At 68.7% G+C, this 15,507-nt stretch carries 19 protein-coding genes; 11 read left to right on the top strand and 8 right to left on the bottom strand.

The features are described from left to right. Positions 1 to 51: 51 nt before the first annotated feature. The 3 genes from ribH to HWX62_RS26505 all read left to right on the top strand — a co-directional run bounded on the left by ribH (position 52) and on the right by HWX62_RS26505 (position 2,268). Positions 52 to 567 (top strand): 6,7-dimethyl-8-ribityllumazine synthase, encoded by a 516-nt coding sequence (ribH, locus tag HWX62_RS26495; RefSeq protein ID WP_006476661.1) that lies wholly within the window; start codon positions 52 to 54, stop codon positions 565 to 567. Continuing rightward, on the top strand, positions 564 to 1,001 hold the full coding sequence (gene nusB, locus HWX62_RS26500; protein WP_006476662.1) for a transcription antitermination factor NusB: 438 nt from the start codon (positions 564 to 566) through the stop codon (positions 999 to 1,001). The genes ribH and nusB overlap by 4 nt, the downstream gene beginning before the upstream one ends. Positions 1,002 to 1,071: 70 nt before the next feature. After that, positions 1,072 to 2,268: a pyridoxal phosphate-dependent aminotransferase gene (locus HWX62_RS26505; protein WP_175930106.1), complete on the top strand. Its 1,197-nt coding sequence runs from the start codon at positions 1,072 to 1,074 to the stop codon at positions 2,266 to 2,268. Positions 2,269 to 2,379: 111 nt separating this feature from the next. Here HWX62_RS26505 and HWX62_RS26510 read toward each other — a convergent pair whose 3' ends face one another. After that, on the bottom strand, positions 2,380 to 3,507 hold the full coding sequence (locus HWX62_RS26510; RefSeq protein WP_175930105.1) for a lytic transglycosylase domain-containing protein: 1,128 nt from the start codon (positions 3,505 to 3,507) through the stop codon (positions 2,380 to 2,382). A 597-nt stretch (positions 3,508 to 4,104) separates the two neighbouring features. Here HWX62_RS26510 and HWX62_RS26515 point away from each other — a divergent pair. Both HWX62_RS26515 and HWX62_RS26520 read left to right on the top strand, forming a co-directional pair. Beyond that, a complete protein-coding gene (locus tag HWX62_RS26515) occupies positions 4,105 to 5,661 on the top strand; it encodes a UbiD family decarboxylase (protein ID WP_175930104.1) in 1,557 nt (518 codons plus the stop codon). Positions 5,662 to 5,716: 55 nt separating this feature from the next. Next, positions 5,717 to 6,385 carry a LysE family transporter gene (locus HWX62_RS26520; RefSeq protein ID WP_175930103.1) on the top strand — a complete coding sequence of 223 codons (669 nt, stop codon included), beginning with the start codon at positions 5,717 to 5,719 and terminating at the stop codon, positions 6,383 to 6,385. A 106-nt stretch (positions 6,386 to 6,491) separates the two neighbouring features. Here HWX62_RS26520 and HWX62_RS26525 read toward each other — a convergent pair whose 3' ends face one another. Continuing rightward, positions 6,492 to 6,785 (bottom strand): hypothetical protein, encoded by a 294-nt coding sequence (locus HWX62_RS26525; RefSeq protein ID WP_175930102.1) that lies wholly within the window; start codon positions 6,783 to 6,785, stop codon positions 6,492 to 6,494. A 517-nt stretch (positions 6,786 to 7,302) separates the two neighbouring features. Between HWX62_RS26525 and HWX62_RS26530 the strand changes: the two genes are divergently transcribed. Beyond that, positions 7,303 to 8,232, top strand: a complete 930-nt coding sequence (locus tag HWX62_RS26530) for a DUF2520 domain-containing protein (RefSeq protein WP_175930101.1) — start codon at positions 7,303 to 7,305, stop codon at positions 8,230 to 8,232. Positions 8,233 to 8,307: 75 nt separating this feature from the next. After that, a complete protein-coding gene (locus tag HWX62_RS26535) occupies positions 8,308 to 8,871 on the top strand; it encodes a YggT family protein (protein ID WP_006488584.1) in 564 nt (187 codons plus the stop codon). Between the two features lie 13 nt (positions 8,872 to 8,884). On the opposite strand, the gene HWX62_RS26540 is transcribed toward HWX62_RS26535, so the two are convergent. The 3 genes from HWX62_RS26540 to HWX62_RS26550 form a co-directional block, all read right to left on the bottom strand. Then, entirely contained in the window at positions 8,885 to 9,235 is a 351-nt protein-coding gene (locus HWX62_RS26540) for a DUF190 domain-containing protein (protein ID WP_175930100.1), read from the bottom strand. Positions 9,236 to 9,258: 23 nt separating this feature from the next. Next, a complete protein-coding gene (gene crcB / locus HWX62_RS26545; protein WP_175930099.1) occupies positions 9,259 to 9,645 on the bottom strand; it encodes a fluoride efflux transporter CrcB in 387 nt (128 codons plus the stop codon). 216 nt (positions 9,646 to 9,861) lie between these two features. Next, positions 9,862 to 10,032 (bottom strand): hypothetical protein, encoded by a 171-nt coding sequence (locus HWX62_RS26550; protein ID WP_175930098.1) that lies wholly within the window; start codon positions 10,030 to 10,032, stop codon positions 9,862 to 9,864. A 13-nt stretch (positions 10,033 to 10,045) separates the two neighbouring features. Here HWX62_RS26550 and HWX62_RS26555 point away from each other — a divergent pair, with 13 nt between their 5' ends. Continuing rightward, positions 10,046 to 11,257, top strand: a complete 1,212-nt coding sequence (locus tag HWX62_RS26555; RefSeq protein ID WP_175930097.1) for a S53 family peptidase — start codon at positions 10,046 to 10,048, stop codon at positions 11,255 to 11,257. Positions 11,258 to 11,294: 37 nt separating this feature from the next. Here the strand turns inward: HWX62_RS26555 and HWX62_RS26560 are convergent, their stop codons facing one another. From HWX62_RS26560 to HWX62_RS26570, 3 genes are all read right to left on the bottom strand, one after another. Next, a complete protein-coding gene (locus HWX62_RS26560; protein WP_175930096.1) occupies positions 11,295 to 12,164 on the bottom strand; it encodes a Sir2 family NAD-dependent protein deacetylase in 870 nt (289 codons plus the stop codon). Positions 12,165 to 12,344: 180 nt separating this feature from the next. After that, positions 12,345 to 12,725 carry a DUF4406 domain-containing protein gene (locus HWX62_RS26565; protein WP_175930095.1) on the bottom strand — a complete coding sequence of 127 codons (381 nt, stop codon included), beginning with the start codon at positions 12,723 to 12,725 and terminating at the stop codon, positions 12,345 to 12,347. Further along, positions 12,722 to 13,321, bottom strand: coding sequence for an NUDIX domain-containing protein (locus HWX62_RS26570; RefSeq protein WP_175930177.1), 600 nt, complete (start codon positions 13,319 to 13,321; stop codon positions 12,722 to 12,724). The genes HWX62_RS26565 and HWX62_RS26570 overlap by 4 nt, the downstream gene beginning before the upstream one ends. Positions 13,322 to 13,411: 90 nt before the next feature. On the opposite strand from HWX62_RS26570, the gene HWX62_RS26575 reads away from it, so the two are divergent. The 3 genes from HWX62_RS26575 to HWX62_RS26585 all read left to right on the top strand — a co-directional run bounded on the left by HWX62_RS26575 (position 13,412) and on the right by HWX62_RS26585 (position 15,448). Next, positions 13,412 to 14,167, top strand: a complete 756-nt coding sequence (locus tag HWX62_RS26575) for a DeoR/GlpR family DNA-binding transcription regulator (RefSeq protein ID WP_175930094.1) — start codon at positions 13,412 to 13,414, stop codon at positions 14,165 to 14,167. Positions 14,168 to 14,297: 130 nt separating this feature from the next. Then, positions 14,298 to 14,909 (top strand): chromate transporter, encoded by a 612-nt coding sequence (locus tag HWX62_RS26580; protein WP_175930093.1) that lies wholly within the window; start codon positions 14,298 to 14,300, stop codon positions 14,907 to 14,909. Then, positions 14,906 to 15,448, top strand: coding sequence for a chromate transporter (locus HWX62_RS26585; protein WP_175930092.1), 543 nt, complete (start codon positions 14,906 to 14,908; stop codon positions 15,446 to 15,448). The genes HWX62_RS26580 and HWX62_RS26585 overlap by 4 nt, the downstream gene beginning before the upstream one ends. The last annotated feature ends 59 nt before the right edge of the window (positions 15,449 to 15,507 follow it).

Genomic DNA, 15,507 nt, shown 5'->3' on the forward strand with positions numbered 1-15,507 from the left:
CGCCACGGCGCTTTCGCCCTATAACCGTTCATCCACACCACGGACCAGATCATGGAAATCGGACAATACCAACCGAATCTCGAAGGCGACGGCCTGCGTATCGGCATCGTGCAATCGCGCTTCAACGAACCCGTGTGCAACGGCCTCGCCGACGCGTGCGTCGAAGAACTGGAACGCCTCGGCGTCACCGGTGAAGACGTGCTGCTCGTGTCGGTGCCCGGCGCGCTGGAAATCCCGCTCGCCCTGCAGAAGCTCGCCGAAAGCGGCCAGTTCGACGCGCTGATCGCGCTCGGCGCGGTGATCCGCGGCGAGACCTACCACTTCGAACTCGTGTCGAACGAGAGCGGCGCGGGCATCACCCGCATCGGCCTCGACTTCAACCTGCCGATCGCGAACGCGGTCCTGACGACTGAAAACGACGAGCAGGCCGTCGCGCGCATGACCGAAAAGGGTCGTGACGCGGCGCGCGTCGCCGTCGAGATGGCCAACCTGACGATGGCGCTCGACCAGCTCGGCGACGACGAGGACGAAGAGGAAGACGAAGACGACGAAGAGGAGCGCGCATGAAGAAGAGCGCCCGCCGACAATCGCGCGAGCTGGCGACGCAGGGCCTGTACCAGTGGCTGCTGTCGAACGCGCCCTCCGGCGAGATCGACGCGCAACTGCGCGGCGCGCTCGGTTACGACAAGGCTGACAAGGAACTGCTCGAAGCGATCCTGCACGGCGTGATCCGCGAGCACGCAACGCTCGTCGAAGCGCTGGCGCCGTCGCTGGATCGTCCGATCGATCAGCTGTCGCCGGTCGAGCGCGCGGTCCTGCTGATCGCGACGTTCGAGCTCACGCACCACGTCGAAACGCCATACCGCGTGATCATCAACGAAGCCGTCGAACTCGCGAAGACGTTCGGCGGCTCCGACGGCTACAAGTACGTGAACGGCGTGCTCGACAAGCTGGCCGCGAAGCTGCGCCCCGCCGAAACGCAGGCGCGCCGCAACGGCTGACACCGTTGGTTGGTCCACGGGCGCGCAAGCGCCCGTTTTTCATTCCTTTCTCCCTCCGCCCTGCCCGCCGATGAATAGCACCGCCGATTCGCTCGTCACGCTCGCCGCACGCGTCGACGCGATCCAGCCCTTTCACGTGATGGAACTGATGAAGGAGGCACAGCGGCTCGAGTCCTTGGGGCGCGATGTTATCCACATGGGGATCGGCGAGCCGGATTTCACCGCGCCGGAGCCGGTGGTCGAGGCCGCCGCGGCCGCGCTGCGCCGCGGCGTCACGCAGTACACGAGCGCGCTCGGCATTGCGCCGCTGCGCGAGGCGATCGCCGCGCACTATACGCGCGCATACGGCCTCACGATCGGCCCGGAGCGGATCGTCGTGACGGCCGGCGCATCGGCCGCGCTGCTGCTCGCATGCCTCGCGCTGGTCGGCCGCGACGACGAAGTGCTGATGCCCGACCCGTCATACCCGTGCAACCGGCACTTCGTCGCGGCGGCCGAAGGCCGTCCGGTGCTCGTGCCGAGCGGCCCGGATGCGCGCTTCCAGCTCACCGAACACGACGTCCGCACGCACTGGAACGCGCGCACACGTGGCGTGCTGCTCGCGTCGCCGTCGAACCCGACCGGCACGTCGCTCGAACCGGACGAACTGAAACGAATCGTCGAAGCCGTGCGCGCACGCGGCGGCTTCACGATCGTCGACGAGATCTACCAGGGGCTCAGCTACGATGCCGCGCCCGTGTCGGCGCTGTCGTTCGGCGACGACGTGATCACCGTGAACAGCTTCTCGAAGTATTTCAGCATGACGGGCTGGCGGCTCGGCTGGCTCGTCGTGCCGCCCGCGCTCGTCGGCACGTTCGAGAAGCTCTCGCAGAACCTGTTCATCTGCCCGTCCGCCCTCGCGCAGCATGCGGCGCTCGCCTGCTTCGAACCCGCGACGCTCGACATCTACGAAACACGCCGGCTCGAATTCAAGCGCCGCCGCGATTTCATCGCCCCGGCGCTTGAGCGGCTCGGCTTCACGGTGCCGGTGATGCCGGACGGCGCGTTCTACGTGTATGCGCATTGCGGCGGCGTCGCGCATCCGGCCGCCGGCGACAGCGCCGCGCTCACGCAGGCGATGCTGCACGACGCGGGCGTGGTGCTGGTGCCGGGCATGGACTTCGGTGTCCATGCGCCGCGCGACTATATCCGCCTGTCCTATGCGACCGCCTACTCGCGGCTCGAAGAGGCCGTCGACCGGCTCGCGACGCTGTTCGGCCAGCACTGACGCCGGGGCCGGCGCATCGGCCACGTCACGCAGCGCCAAAAGCAAAAGGCACCCGAATCGGGTGCCTTTTTCATGTCGTGCCGTCCGGAGCCGCACGGAGCGCGTGACGCGTTATGCGCCGAGCTCCGAATGATCGCCGTGCGACTGCTTCGCGGTATCGACGCTCGCGTCGTCCTGCGGGGCGGCTTCCTTCGGCGCCGCCTTGACCGACGTCGTGCCGTCGAGCGTCGCATGCACGCGCTTCGCGCCGCCTGCCGCGGCCGTCACGGCTGCGGCGGTGACGATCGGCTTCGCCGGTTGCGCGGGCGCCTGCGGCGCATTGATCGGCACGCTGCGGCCACGCGCGACGTCACGCAGGCGGGCGCGCTCGGCCATCACCTTGGAGCCGTAGCCATTGTCGTCAGGGTTCGTCGAGCCGTTGTACAGGCGCAGGCCGTTCGCGAGCGAACCGCCGCGCGCGATGCAGTCCTTCAGCACCAGTGCACCGACCTGCAGGTTCGCGAGCGGCTGCAGCGCGGTGTCCGTGCCGCCGAAATACTCGAACTTGTCGGAATGGACCTTCGACATGACCTGCATCAGGCCTTTTGCGCCGACACCGCTTTCGGCGTACGGGTTGAAGCCCGATTCGATCGCCATCACGGACAGCAGCAGCAGCGGATCGAGGCCGACGTCACGGCCGGTCTGGAACGCCGCCTTCACGAGCTGCCCGAGCGGTTCCTGGGCAACGCGGTAACGGCGCGACAGATAGGTGGCGACGAGCGCCTGTTCGCGGTTCGACGCGAGCGCGCGATCGTCGCGGGCATCGGCCGCCACGCGCTGGATCGGAATCAGCTTGGCCAGTGCGACCGGCGACGGGCCGTTGCGGGCCGGATCGGACGCGTCGCCCTGGGCGCCCTGAGCGGCGCTTTCCGGTGCGACATCGAGGCCGACCGCAAGCGCATCCGTTTCGGGCGCGTCGTCCTGCTGCGGCTGCGCGCCGGCAGGCGCGAAGTTCGGCAGCGGATGGCCGGACAGCAGACGAGCCGGGCCGGCCTGCACGGCCGCGGAAACGACCGGCATCAGCTTCGCGGCGAGCGTGCCGCGGACGGTTGGCAGCAGCCACAGGGCAAGCGCAACCGCGACAGCGAAACAGCCGACAACGCTGAATAGATGGTGACTGACACGCGTCCCGCGACGCAGCAAGTTGCGCACGATTTGCGCATGCTGCTCAGTGGGACGCCACGATAACCAAGCGTTCATTCAGATCATCTCCCATGAACATGACTCGTGCGGCTCGCTCAGCTCGATGGCGAGACGGAAAACGCGCCGCGGAATCACGACGCCGCACGCCTTGGTCGGGACGCGCAAGCATCGGGGAAACGGTATAAGTACCGTTCGAGGCCACGGTGTAAGAGGGCCGGCACCTTCGCACACTGGGCGAGGCGGGCATACGCGGTGGCACCCACGCAAAAAACCAGCGTCTGGTGGCGCTGGCTGGGACTACGACAAAAGCCGTCGAAGACGCCGTGCAGGATTCGGCGGACGGTGACGCGCTGCGTCAAAGATCGGTGATTGGCGGCTCGAAGCCTTTTACCCTGCAACCAATGTGAGCGGATTCTAGCAGGGTTTTATAGATCGTCAACACTATAAAAACTCAAAATAATAACAAAAAGTAATTTAAAACCGGCCTTCAGAACGCAAGCCCCGTGCCGTAGGGGGTTTGCGCGCGGTCGACTTTTTTCGGCGCCGGGCGGCCGCGCGGCTGCCCGGGTAAAATCGTCGGTCGATTCGGGGTCGCAGCCGGCCGCCGCGCCCTCTCATCGCCGCCCGTCCTTGCGGGTGGCCCGGACCTTCTTCATGAAATACAAAGACTTACGCGATTTCATTCAGCGCCTCGAGGCGCTCGGCGAACTGCGGCGCGTCACGCAGCCCGTGTCGCCCGTGCTCGAAATGACCGAGTTGTGCGACCGCGTGCTGCGCGCCGGCGGCCCGGCGCTGCTGTTCAACGCGCCGCCCGGCAATGCGTTCCCGGTGCTCGGCAACCTGTTCGGCACGCCGCGCCGCGTCGCGCTCGGGATGGGCGTCGATGCGGGCGACGATGCCGCGCTCGGTTCGCTGCGCGATCTCGGGCGGCTGCTGTCCGCGCTGAAGGAACCCGATCCGCCGAAGAGCCTGAAGGACGCCGGCAAGCTGCTGTCGCTCGCGAAGGCCGTGTGGGACATGGCGCCGAAGTCGGTGTCGTCGCCGCCATGCCAGGAGATCGTCTGGGAAGGCGCCGACGTCGACCTGAACAAGCTGCCGATCCAGACCTGCTGGCCCGGCGATGCCGGGCCGCTCGTCACGTGGGGGCTGACGGTCACGCGCGGGCCGAACAAGTCGCGCCAGAACCTCGGCATCTACCGCCAGCAGCTGATCGGCCGCAACAAGCTGATCATGCGCTGGCTCGCGCACCGCGGCGGCGCGCTCGATTTCCGCGAGTTCGCGCTGCGCAACCCCGGCAAGCCGTATCCGGTCGCGGTCGTGCTCGGCGCCGATCCGGCCACGACGCTCGGCGCGGTGACGCCGGTGCCCGATTCGCTGTCCGAATATCAGTTCGCCGGCCTGCTGCGCGGCAGCCGCACGGAGCTCGCGAAGTGCCTGACGCCCGGCGTCGACACGCTGCAGGTGCCCGCGCGCGCGGAGATCGTGCTCGAAGGCTTCATTCATCCGCAGGAAGGCGCCCCTGCCCCCGCTCCGGCCGGCGCGCCGCCGCGGCCGGCAGGCAACGCGGCGGCCGCGTACGAGCACGCGCTCGAAGGGCCGTACGGCGACCACACCGGCTATTACAACGAGCAGGAGTGGTTTCCGGTGTTCACCGTCGAGCGCATCACGATGCGCCGCGACGCGATCTACCATTCGACCTACACGGGCAAGCCGCCCGACGAGCCCGCGGTGCTCGGCGTCGCGCTCAACGAGGTGTTCGTGCCGCTGCTGCAGAAGCAGTTCGCGGAAATCACCGACTTCTACCTGCCGCCCGAAGGCTGCAGCTACCGGATGGCCATCGTCCAGATGAAGAAGAGCTACGCGGGCCATGCGAAGCGCGTGATGTTCGGCGTGTGGAGCTTCCTGCGGCAGTTCATGTATACGAAGTTCATCGTGGTCGTCGACGAGGACGTGAACATCCGCGACTGGAAGGAAGTGATCTGGGCGATCACGACGCGCGTCGACCCCGTGCGCGACACGGTGATGGTCGACAGCACGCCGATCGACTATCTCGACTTCGCATCGCCGGTGGCCGGCCTCGGCTCGAAGATGGGGCTCGACGCGACCAACAAGTGGCCGGGCGAAACCAGCCGCGAATGGGGCCGCCCGATCGAGATGGACGCGGCCGTGAAGGCGCGCGTCGACCGGCTGTGGCAGGAGATCGGCCTCTGACGCCCCTGCGGCCGGCGTCCGCCGGCCCGCGCACGCAATCACGTACCTGAAGAAGATGAGCTTTCCGCCCGCCTCCATGCTGTCCGACGGATTCTTTCTGTCGCTTTCGCTGTGCCTCGACATCGGCCTCGTGAACGTCGCGATGCTGTCGCTGACGCTGTCGCACGGCTTTCGGCCGGGCTTCTGGCTCGGCGTCGGGTCGTGCGTCGGCGATCTCGTCTACGCGGCCCTCGCGCTCGCGGGGATGGCCGTGCTGCTGCAGTTCGAACCCGTGCGCTGGATCGTGTGGATCGGCGGCGGCGCGGTGCTGCTGTTCCTCACGTGGAAGATGGCACGCGAAGCGTTGACGCCGGCCACGGCAGCCGACGACGACGCGAACGATGCACCGCCGCCGCGGGCAAGCGCGCGGCGCAGTTTCTTGCGCGGGATGCTGCTCGCGATGTCGTCGCCGAGCGCGATCCTGTGGTTCGCGGCGGTCGGCGGCGCGCTGATCGCGAAAGCCGGTGCGACCACGCCGGCCACCGCGTCGGTGTTCCTGTCGGGCTTTTTCCTCGGCGGCCTCGCGTGGACGCTCTTCATGTGCACGCTCGCGAGCCAGGGCCGCAAGCGCGCGGGCGCCGGGCTGATGCGGGCCTGCCATGTCGCCTCGGCGCTGCTGTTCGCGTACTTCTCGTACAGCGTGATCGTCGGCGGCTACCGCGACCTGATCGTGCACGCGGCGTGATCGCGGCCACCGCGCACGGAACGGCAACCCCAATGAAAAACGGCGCAGCGCCCCTTGCGGGACGTTGCGCCGTTTTGCCGCGCGCGCTCAGGCCGCGCGAGGCGAATCAGCGACGCCAGTAGCCGTGATGGCCCCAGCCATAACCGTGGCGCCAGTACGGGCGACCGTAATAGCCGCCGACGACCACGGCGGGCGGCGGCGCATAGTAGGCCGGTGCCGGCGCGTAATAGACGGGCGGAGGCGGCGGCGCGTAGTACACGGGCGGCGGCGGTGCATAGACGGGATACGCGGGTGCGACCGGAATACCGATGCCGACCCCGATCGACACGTGAGCCTGCGCGGCGCTTGCGGCACCCAGGCCCAGCGCGGCGGCGGCGATGAACGGAATGAGCTTTTTCACTTCGATTCTCCTGCTGGAGCGGTAATTTTGTGCGCTCCTGTCGGCAACGGCGGGCATGCACGTCGCATGGGAGCAATGTAGCGAAAACCCGCCCCGCGCGTATCGTGCATTTGTTGCAAATTGCAATAGCACAGGGCCGAAGCCGCCGCAGGGCGCGGCGCCCGGTGTGGGCGGCGCCCCTTGCCGGTCGCGCGATTCCGTCCGAGTAGCCGGGTCGCGACACGACGACCGGTCAGTCTTACCGGATGCGGGGCGCGTGGCGGACACGCCGACGTAATGAACGATTACAAATTCGAGACAGCATGCCGACATTTCAAGGGAGGCACGCGCACGGAGTTCGGGGGTCGGATTCCGCGATCCTGATCCAACCGCAATACCGGACGCCGGCCCGCACATGGATCGCACCGCCGCGTACCGGTCGCTCATCCGCACGGCCGCCCCGCGACCTGACTTGCGCGACGCGGCCATCATTCCTGCGATACTGGCGGTTGCTTCGTTTTCGCTTACATCCGCTGCCATGCCGCTTCCCGACACACCCCGCCTCGGCTTCATCGGCGCCGGCCGCCTCGCGCGCTGTGTCGCGCAGCGCTTCGCGCAGGCCGGCTTCCCGGTCGTCGCGATCGCGAGCCGCACGCCCGCGTCGGCCGCCGACCTCGCCGCGCGCATCGACGGCTGCCGCGCGGTCGACACCGCGCAACAGGTGGTCGACACCGCCGACCTGATCTTCCTGACGACACCCGACGATCATCTCGCGTCGAGCGCCGCGGCGCTGCGCTTCGACGCATCGCGCGCGGCCGGCCAGGCGATCGTCCATTGCAGCGGCGCGTCGGCGGTCGCGCTGCTCGATCCGGCGAAGCGGCAAGGCGCGGCCACCGGCGGCTTCCATCCGCTCTATCTGTTCGGCGGCACGGACGCCGACCTCGCGCGCATCGACGGCTGCTCGGTCACGATCGAAGCGGACGGTGCGCTGCACGCGACGCTGCTGCGACTTGCCGCCGCACTCGGCTGCCATCCGCTGTCGATTCCGGCCGGTGGCCGGATGCTGTATCACGCGGCCGCCCACTACGCGGCGAGCTTCGCGCTGTGCGGGCTGTCGGAGGCCGTCGAGCTGTGGCGCGGCCTCGGTTTCGACGAGGACGCCGCGCTGCGCGCGCTGTTGCCGATGCTCGCCGGCACGATCGAGACCGCACGCGACAAGGGGCTCGCGAACGCGCTGTCCGGCCCGGTGTCGCGCGGCGACACGGGCATCGTCGAGCGTCAGCTCGCGCTGCTCGAGGCGCGCGGCGGCGATCACGCGGTGCTGTATGCGCTGCTCACGCGCCGCGCGGTCGCGCTCGCGGCGAAGCGCGCGACGCCGCCGGCGTCGCTGCCGGCGCTGGCCGAAGCCGTCGAAACGTCGCTCGCGCGCGTGGCCGCGCGCCCCTCCCCGCCGCGAGACGAGGCGTGATAAGGTGTCGGCCGATGCGCCGCCGACCGGCGTTGGCGGCCGCACGCTACTGACCGTATAAAAAGGATGCCAACGATGTTCGGCGAGATCGCCCGTTTTCTGCTCAATACCGTCTTCACGCTATTCGGCGCCGCGCTGATCCTGCGCGTCTGGATGCAGGCCGTCCGCGTGCCGCCGTACAACCCCGTCACGCAAGCCGTGCTGCAGGCGACCAACTGGCTCGTGCTGCCGCTGCGCCGCGTGATCGCGGGCGTACGCGGCATCGACTGGGCCAGTGTCGTCGCCGCGCTGCTCACCGCGCTCGTCTACGTCGTGCTGATGGTCGTGATGGCCGGCTTCGATCCGGCCGCCGTGATCGCGACGCTCGTCGTGGTCGCGCTGCTCACCGTCGTGAAGTGGGCGCTCAACCTCGTGATCTGGATGACGATCCTGATGGCGCTGCTGTCGTGGCTCAACCCGCGCTCGCCGGCGATGCCGATCCTCTACCAGCTCACCGCGCCGTTCCTGAACCCGCTGCGCCGCGTGATCCCGAACCTCGGCGGCATCGACCTGTCGCCGATCCTGCTGTTCGTGATCGTCCAGGTGCTGCTGATGATCGTCACGCGCGCGGCCGTGTCGCTGACGATGTTCGGCATCTGATCCGGGCCGCCACCTACGCCGCCGGCCCCTGCGCCGGCGGTGCATCGAGCGTGTCGATCACGCCGAACCGTGCGGGCATCGTCGCGTAGCACACGCGTACTTTCTCGTGCGACAACCGCTCGAGCAACTGCCGCGCTTCGTCCTCGGTGACGATGAATTCGACCTCGATCGCGAGCGACCCCTGCAGTTCGAAGAAGCGATCCTCGTGCAGCACGCGATGCCGGCCGAAACCGGCCATCGCGCGAAACGCGGAACCGCCCGCGACGCCCATCCGGTTCGCCTCTTCCAGCAGCCACTCCCATAGCGGCTTCCAGTGCAGCCGGTGCTGCTCGTGCACATAGAAGCGCAAGAACACCCTGTCCATCGCTCCCTCCGATGGCGGCCCGCTCAGGCCGCCGCGAGCCACGCGCGCGCGGTCCACATGCCGAGCGCCGTCAGCGCGAACGATCCAGTCAAGTGTAGGGCAGCCACCGCCAACGCCCATCCGAATTCGCCGTCGAGCGCGTGCGTCATCACTTCGACCGAATAGGTCGAGAACGTCGTGAGGCCGCCGAGAAAACCCGTGATCACGAACAGTCGCCACTCCGGCGGCAACCCGACGCGGACCGTGAACACGACGGCGGCCACGCCGATCACGTAGCCGCCGATCAGGTTCGACGCGAGCGTGCCGAGCGGCACGGCCGGAAAAAATTCGTTGAGCGCGAGGCTCAGGAACCAGCGCAGCAACGCGCCGAACCCGGCGCCGACGAAGATCGCGACGATCGAATAGAACAAGGGCACCCCTCACGGACGGCGCCGCGCGGCGCACGCGGCCTACGCTGAACTGTATGCGCAATCGCGTCGCACCGGCAATGCCGGCCGGCGGCGAATCGCACTGCGAACGCGTGACGCCCTTCATCGATTCCGCACGCGCACCGCCACGGATATTTACCGGACAATTACATCCGACATTACAAATCTTTTTTAATCGGCCGATTATTTATCGGATTTTTAAAAATCGGCAAAGCCGGTCGATTCCGCGCAGGCGAACCCTGCAAAACGTCCGTCCCGCGCCGGCTCCACGTATTTTCCCTTATCAGACATTCCCGTATCCGGCCGATATTCGATGTCATTACCGCCATCGATTTCGTAAAATTGTTTCGCAGGCCATTCCATCGACATGGAGACTCGAAAAATGAACAATATCCGCCCGTCGTCCATGTTGATCCCGGTGCTGTGTGCGGCGCTGCTCGCGTCGGGCGTCGCGCTCGCCGACGGCAACGAGCCGCCGTCCTACGTCGAGGGCAATCGCGCACCGAAAGGATTCGCGCGGCCGCCGTTCCACACGAAGCCGCGCGCGAGCACGGCGACGATCGCCGGCCTCACGCCGGCACTCGCCCGGCATGCATACGGATTCGACGCGATCGCGAACCAGGGCGAAGGGATGGTCGTCGCGATCGTCGACGCATACGACGACCCGAGGATCGAATCCGATCTCGGCGTGTTCAGCAACGCGTTCTCGCTGCCGGCCTGCACGTCGTCGAACGGTTGTTTCACCAAGGTGTATGCGCACGGTGCGCGGCCCAGGACCGATTCGGGCTGGTCGCTCGAGATCTCGCTCGACGTCGAATGGGTGCATGCGATCGCCCCGAAGGCGAGGATCGTGCTGGTCGAGGCCGCATCGGCCAGCTTCAGCGACCTGATGGCCGCGGTCGACGTCGCGGTCAAGCGCGGCGCGTCGGTCGTGTCGATGAGCTTCGGCGGCAACGAATTCAGCAGCGAGACCGGCTTCGACGGCCACTTCAACGTACCGGGCGTGACGTTCGTCGCGTCGTCCGGCGACAGCGGCACCGGCACCGAATACCCGGCCGCGTCGCCTTATGTCGTGTCCGTCGGCGGCACGACGCTGTCGTCCGATGCGTCCGGCAATTACATCGGCGAAGCGGCGTGGAGCGGCAGCGGCGGCGGCGTGAGCAGCGTCGAGGCCGAGCCGGCCGGCCAGGCCGCCTGGCCGATTCCGGTGGCCGGCAAGCGCGGCGTGCCCGACGTCGGCTACGACGCGAATCCGTCCAGCGGTTTCGCGGTGTACGACTCGGTCGCCTACCAAGGGCAGGCCGGCTGGTTTCAGGTCGGCGGCACGAGCGCGGGTGCGCCGCAATGGTCGGCGCTCGTCGCGATCGCGAATTCGTTGCGCACGGCAGCCGGCAAGAAATCGTTGAGCGGTGCCTACGACACGCTCTATACGGTCGGCAAGACCGGCTACGGCAGCGACTTCCACGACGTGACGACCGGGTCCAACGGCACGTGCGGCAGCATCTGCAACGCGGCGGGCGGCTACGACTACGTGACGGGCCTCGGTTCGCCGATCGCGCCGGCGCTCGTGCAGGCCCTCGTCGCGCGGCCGTAATCGCGCGGCGTCGGCTGCTCAGCGCGTAGCGCCGAGTTCAACCGCCGCGCCACGCGCGGTCGAGCGCGTTCAATGTCGCGAGCGCCCCGCCCTTCAGCCCGATCACGTCCGCCCGGCGCGCATGCGCCTCGCGCACGTTGATGCGAATCACGTCGGCGCCGAGCCGTTCGCTCAGCAGGCGCACGGTCGGAATCGCGGTACCCGCGCCGATCTCGACCACGGCGACGCGCCCGGCCTGCGCGATCCAGTCTTCCAGTGCACGTTCCTGCGCGTCGTAGCGCGCGCCGAGCCAGCCGGTATCGCCGAACATCAGGATGTTCGGCCGCGCAAGCCCGCCGCAGCGCGGGCAGCGCGGCATGTCGCCCACCAGGCGGCACGTCGCTTCGTCGACCTCCGGGACGAACGGCGCCGCGTCCCACGTGTGGTCCGTGCACGGGCGCAGGCATTGCATCGCATGAATCGAGCCGTGGATCTCGACGATGCGCGCCGGATCGAAGCCGGCCTTCTGGAACTGGCCGTCGACGTTGCTCGTCAGCACGAAACCGCCGTTCGGCATCGCATCGATCCAGCGGCGCAGGATCGCGAAACCCGCGTGCGGTACGGTCGCGCGATAGAGCGCGAGACGGTGCCCGTAGAACCCCCATGCGAGCGGCGCGCGCGCACGAAACGCGTGCGGCGACGCGATCTCGTGGAATTCGAAACGCTCGTGGCGCAGTGCCGGATACGCGCGCCAGAAACCGTCCGTGCCGCGAAAATCGGGCAGTCCGGAATCCACGCCGATGCCGGCGCCGGCCGTGACGAGCAAGGCGTCGGCGCGCGCGAGGGCATCGACGGCGGACGCGACGAGATCGGCAGGAAGCGGCGCGGCGGCGGAGTCGGCGGAGTCGGCGGAATCGGGAAGCGGCATGGTGGAAAAGCGGTAGCGTCGAACGTTGCGCGAGTGGCGTCGCGATCATACGCCGGTTCGGGTGTCGCGCCGCATCGACAATGCAACGGGTGGCGCTGCGCGTGCGGCGGCCGGCAACGCGAATACCGGCTGTCCGCAGGCGCCGCACCGGCGATGCGGCAACCCGGCGCCCCCGCTCGCTCAGTCGGCCGAATCGTCGTGCGCAACCGGAATCTCGTCGACCGCGAAATAGACCGGCTTGCCGAGTTGCCGCGCAAGCGCGACGTCCGCATCCGCCCCGCGCGACGCGCCGTCGATGCGCAGCACCGCATCGCAGCGTCGCAGCAGCCGGTGCGCGGCCGGATACAGGAAGGCCTCGCCGATCGCGTCGCCGACCTGCGTCGAGCCGGCCGCGGCGACGAGCGGCAGCGACACCCATTCGCCGATCATCGGCACGTGCCCGCGGCGATACACGGCGAGCGCCGCGGCTTCCAGCCGGCGCAGGTTCGCGGCGATGCGGGACGGGTCGCCTTCCGTGCCGCTGCGATACGGGCCGGCGACCAGCACGAGCCGGGGCGTCATGCTGCGCGTGCGCCGGCGGTTTCCCGCAGCGCGACGTACTGCAGCAGCATGATCGTCTTCGCGTCGACGATCTCGCCGCGCTCGACCGCGTCCAGCGCCGCCTGCAGCGGCATCTCGACGACTTCGAGATCCTCGCCCTCTTCCGCGACGCCGCCGCCGGCCCCCGTGCGCAGCGACGCATCGTATTCGCCGACGAAGAAATGCAGCTTCTCCGTCACGGAGCCCGGGCTCATGAACGCCTCGAACACCTTGCGCACGCCGCGCACGCGATAGCCGGTCTCCTCCTCGGCCTCCGCGCGGATGCGCGCTTCGGGCGTTGCGTCGTCGAGCAGGCCGGCCGCCGCCTCGAGCAGCATGCCGTCGTGCCCGCTCACGAACGCCGGCATCCGGAACTGGCGCGTCAGCAGCACGTCGCCCGTCTCGGCATGACGCAGCAGGATCGTCGCGCCGTTGCCGCGATCGTAGGTCTCGCGGCTCAGGCGCTGCCACGTTCCGTCGCGGCGCAGGAAATCGAACGTCACCTTCCGCAGCACATACCAGTCGTCGGACAGCACCGTCGTATCGACGATGCGCACGCGCTCCCGCGTTGCAGCGATGCCAGCCATTGCAGCCTCCGGTTCGACAAAGGACGGTGCCCATGGTAACGTGCAGGTTCGTGCAATTTCAAGAATTTTCGTGCAATCACGATGCTGACGACCCAACGCAAGAAGGCGATCCTCGATGCGCTCGCGCGCGACGGCCAGGTGCTGGCCGCCGAGCTGAGCGTGCAATTCGGCGTGTCCGAGGACACGGTGCGCCGCGACCTGCGCGAGCTCGCGGCCGAGGGGCTGCTGCAGCGCGTGCATGGCGGTGCGCTGCCGGCATCGCCGGCCGTGGCGCCGTTCGCGCAGCGCGAGACGCTCGAAACCGCGGAGAAGCGGCGCATCGCGCGGCGGGCCGCGCAGATGATCGCGCCCGGGCAGGTGGCGATCGTCGACGGCGGCACGACCTCCGCGCTGCTCGTCAGCCAGTTGCCGGCCGACCTGCGCGCGACGATCGTCACGCACAGCCCGAGCGTCGCGGTCGCGCTGGCCGCGCATCCGTCGATCGACGTGATCCTGATCGGCGGCCGGCTCTACAAGCACTCGATCGTCGCGGTCGGCGCCGCGGCGATGGAAGGCATCGCGCGCATTCACGCGGACCTGTACTTCATGGGCGTCACGGGCGTGCATCCGGTCGCCGGCCTGAGCACCGGCGATTTCGAGGAAGCGGCAATCAAGCGCGCGCTGGCCGAACGCGCGGCCGAGACGGTCGTGCTCGCGTCGCAGTCGAAGCTGCGCGCGGCGTCGCAGTTCGTGATCGGCGATATCGCGCTGGCGCAGATGATCGTCGTCGAGAAGGAAACCGACGCCGCGCTGACGAGGCCGATCGAGGCTGCGGGTGTGACGGTCGTGCGGGCGTAGCGGGCGGCGCGCTCGTACGCGCGAATCGGCTGCGGGCGGCACCGCGCCCATGCCGAAGCAATGTCAGCGTGCTGACAGGCACCGCTTGCTAACATGAGCGGTCGCCCGATCGCTCCGTGCTCGCCACCCGATGCCCCCGCCCTCCGTCACGACTCCCCCGGTACCGCCCGCAGGCGACGCACCGCCGCCGAGCGTCCTCGCGCTGTTCGTCGCGTTCACGCAGATCGGCCTGACCAGCTTCGGCGGCGGACTGAGCGGACGGATGATGCGCGATTTCGTCTACGAGCGGCGCTGGCTCGACGAAGAGGCGTTTCTCAACGGCCTCGCGCTGTCGCAGGCGTTGCCGGGCGTCAACGTGAAGAACCTCGCGATCTGGATCGGCTACCGGCTCGCCGGCTGGCGCGGCGCGGTGGCCGGCTTCACCGGCATCATCGCGCCGCCGGCCGTGCTGATCGTGCTGTTCGGCGTCGCGTTCTCGACCCTCACGCGCTTCCCGCTCACGCATGTCGCGCTCGCCGGGGCCGCGGCCGCGGCGATCGGGTTGTCGATCTCGATGGCGATCACCGCGGTGCGCCGGCTGCCGCGCCGCGTGCTGCCGTTCGCGGTGACGATGCTCACGTTCGTGTCGGTCGCGGTGCTGCATTGGCCGCTCGTGTGGACCGTGCTGATCGGCGGCACGCTGAGCGTCGCGCTCGAATACCGCCGTGCGGCCGCCGCGCCGGCCGGGACCGACGCACGATGAACACATCTGCGCGGTACGCAGCACTGTTCGGCGTGCTCGCGCCGCTGTCGATCGCGACGATCGGCGGCGGGCAGGCGGTCATCGCGGATATCCAGCGGCAAGTCGTCGATGTCCATCACTGGATGAGCGCCACGCAATTCGTGAACGACTTCGCGATCGCACGGATGGCGCCGGGCCCCGGCTCGTTGCTGGCGACGCTGATCGGCTGGCAGGTGGCCGGCTTCTGGGGTGCGGTGATCGCGACGCTCGCGCTGTTCGGCCCGACCGCGTTCCTGATCTACGGCGTCGCGCATCTATGGCGGCGGCACCGCGGCGCGCGCTGGCAGATCGCGCTCGAAGCCGGCCTGCGCCCGGTCGCGGCCGGCATGATCCTCGCGTCGGTGTGGGTGCTGCTGCAGGCGCTCGATGGCGGCTGGGCCGCCCGCGCGATCGCCGCGGCGTCGACGCTGTGCGTGATCTACACGCGCGTTCATGCGCTGCTGCTGATCGCGGTCGGTGCGCTGCTGCTCGTTGGCGTGCACGCGCTCGGCGGCGTGTAGCGCGCGGCATCGCGGCGCGGCCGAGAACCGGTTCGCTCCGCCGATTCGCAATGCTCGGC

It is taken from the genome of Burkholderia sp. BCC0506 (assembly GCF_902833145.1).
Taxonomy (GTDB): Bacteria; Pseudomonadota; Gammaproteobacteria; order Burkholderiales; family Burkholderiaceae; genus Burkholderia.

What these genes read in the sequence shown, in the direction of transcription:
- HWX62_RS26565 (WP_175930095.1), bottom strand. Translation starts at nt 12,725, where the DNA reads ATGACGCCCCGGCTCGTGCTGGTCGCCGGCCCGTATCGCAGCGGCACG.
- HWX62_RS26520 (WP_175930103.1), top strand. Translation starts at nt 5,717, where the DNA reads ATGAGCTTTCCGCCCGCCTCCATGCTGTCCGACGGATTCTTTCTGTCG.
- nusB (WP_006476662.1), top strand. Translation starts at nt 564, where the DNA reads ATGAAGAAGAGCGCCCGCCGACAATCGCGCGAGCTGGCGACGCAGGGC.
- HWX62_RS26575 (WP_175930094.1), top strand. Translation starts at nt 13,412, where the DNA reads ATGCTGACGACCCAACGCAAGAAGGCGATCCTCGATGCGCTCGCGCGC.
- HWX62_RS26535 (WP_006488584.1), top strand. Translation starts at nt 8,308, where the DNA reads ATGTTCGGCGAGATCGCCCGTTTTCTGCTCAATACCGTCTTCACGCTA.
- HWX62_RS26550 (WP_175930098.1), bottom strand. Translation starts at nt 10,032, where the DNA reads ATGTCGATGGAATGGCCTGCGAAACAATTTTACGAAATCGATGGCGGT.
- HWX62_RS26560 (WP_175930096.1), bottom strand. Translation starts at nt 12,164, where the DNA reads ATGCCGCTTCCCGATTCCGCCGACTCCGCCGACTCCGCCGCCGCGCCG.
- HWX62_RS26585 (WP_175930092.1), top strand. Translation starts at nt 14,906, where the DNA reads ATGAACACATCTGCGCGGTACGCAGCACTGTTCGGCGTGCTCGCGCCG.
- HWX62_RS26515 (WP_175930104.1), top strand. Translation starts at nt 4,105, where the DNA reads ATGAAATACAAAGACTTACGCGATTTCATTCAGCGCCTCGAGGCGCTC.
- HWX62_RS26505 (WP_175930106.1), top strand. Translation starts at nt 1,072, where the DNA reads ATGAATAGCACCGCCGATTCGCTCGTCACGCTCGCCGCACGCGTCGAC.
- HWX62_RS26540 (WP_175930100.1), bottom strand. Translation starts at nt 9,235, where the DNA reads ATGGACAGGGTGTTCTTGCGCTTCTATGTGCACGAGCAGCACCGGCTG.
- ribH (WP_006476661.1), top strand. Translation starts at nt 52, where the DNA reads ATGGAAATCGGACAATACCAACCGAATCTCGAAGGCGACGGCCTGCGT.
- HWX62_RS26510 (WP_175930105.1), bottom strand. Translation starts at nt 3,507, where the DNA reads ATGAACGCTTGGTTATCGTGGCGTCCCACTGAGCAGCATGCGCAAATC.
- HWX62_RS26530 (WP_175930101.1), top strand. Translation starts at nt 7,303, where the DNA reads ATGCCGCTTCCCGACACACCCCGCCTCGGCTTCATCGGCGCCGGCCGC.
- HWX62_RS26580 (WP_175930093.1), top strand. Translation starts at nt 14,298, where the DNA reads ATGCCCCCGCCCTCCGTCACGACTCCCCCGGTACCGCCCGCAGGCGAC.
- HWX62_RS26555 (WP_175930097.1), top strand. Translation starts at nt 10,046, where the DNA reads ATGAACAATATCCGCCCGTCGTCCATGTTGATCCCGGTGCTGTGTGCG.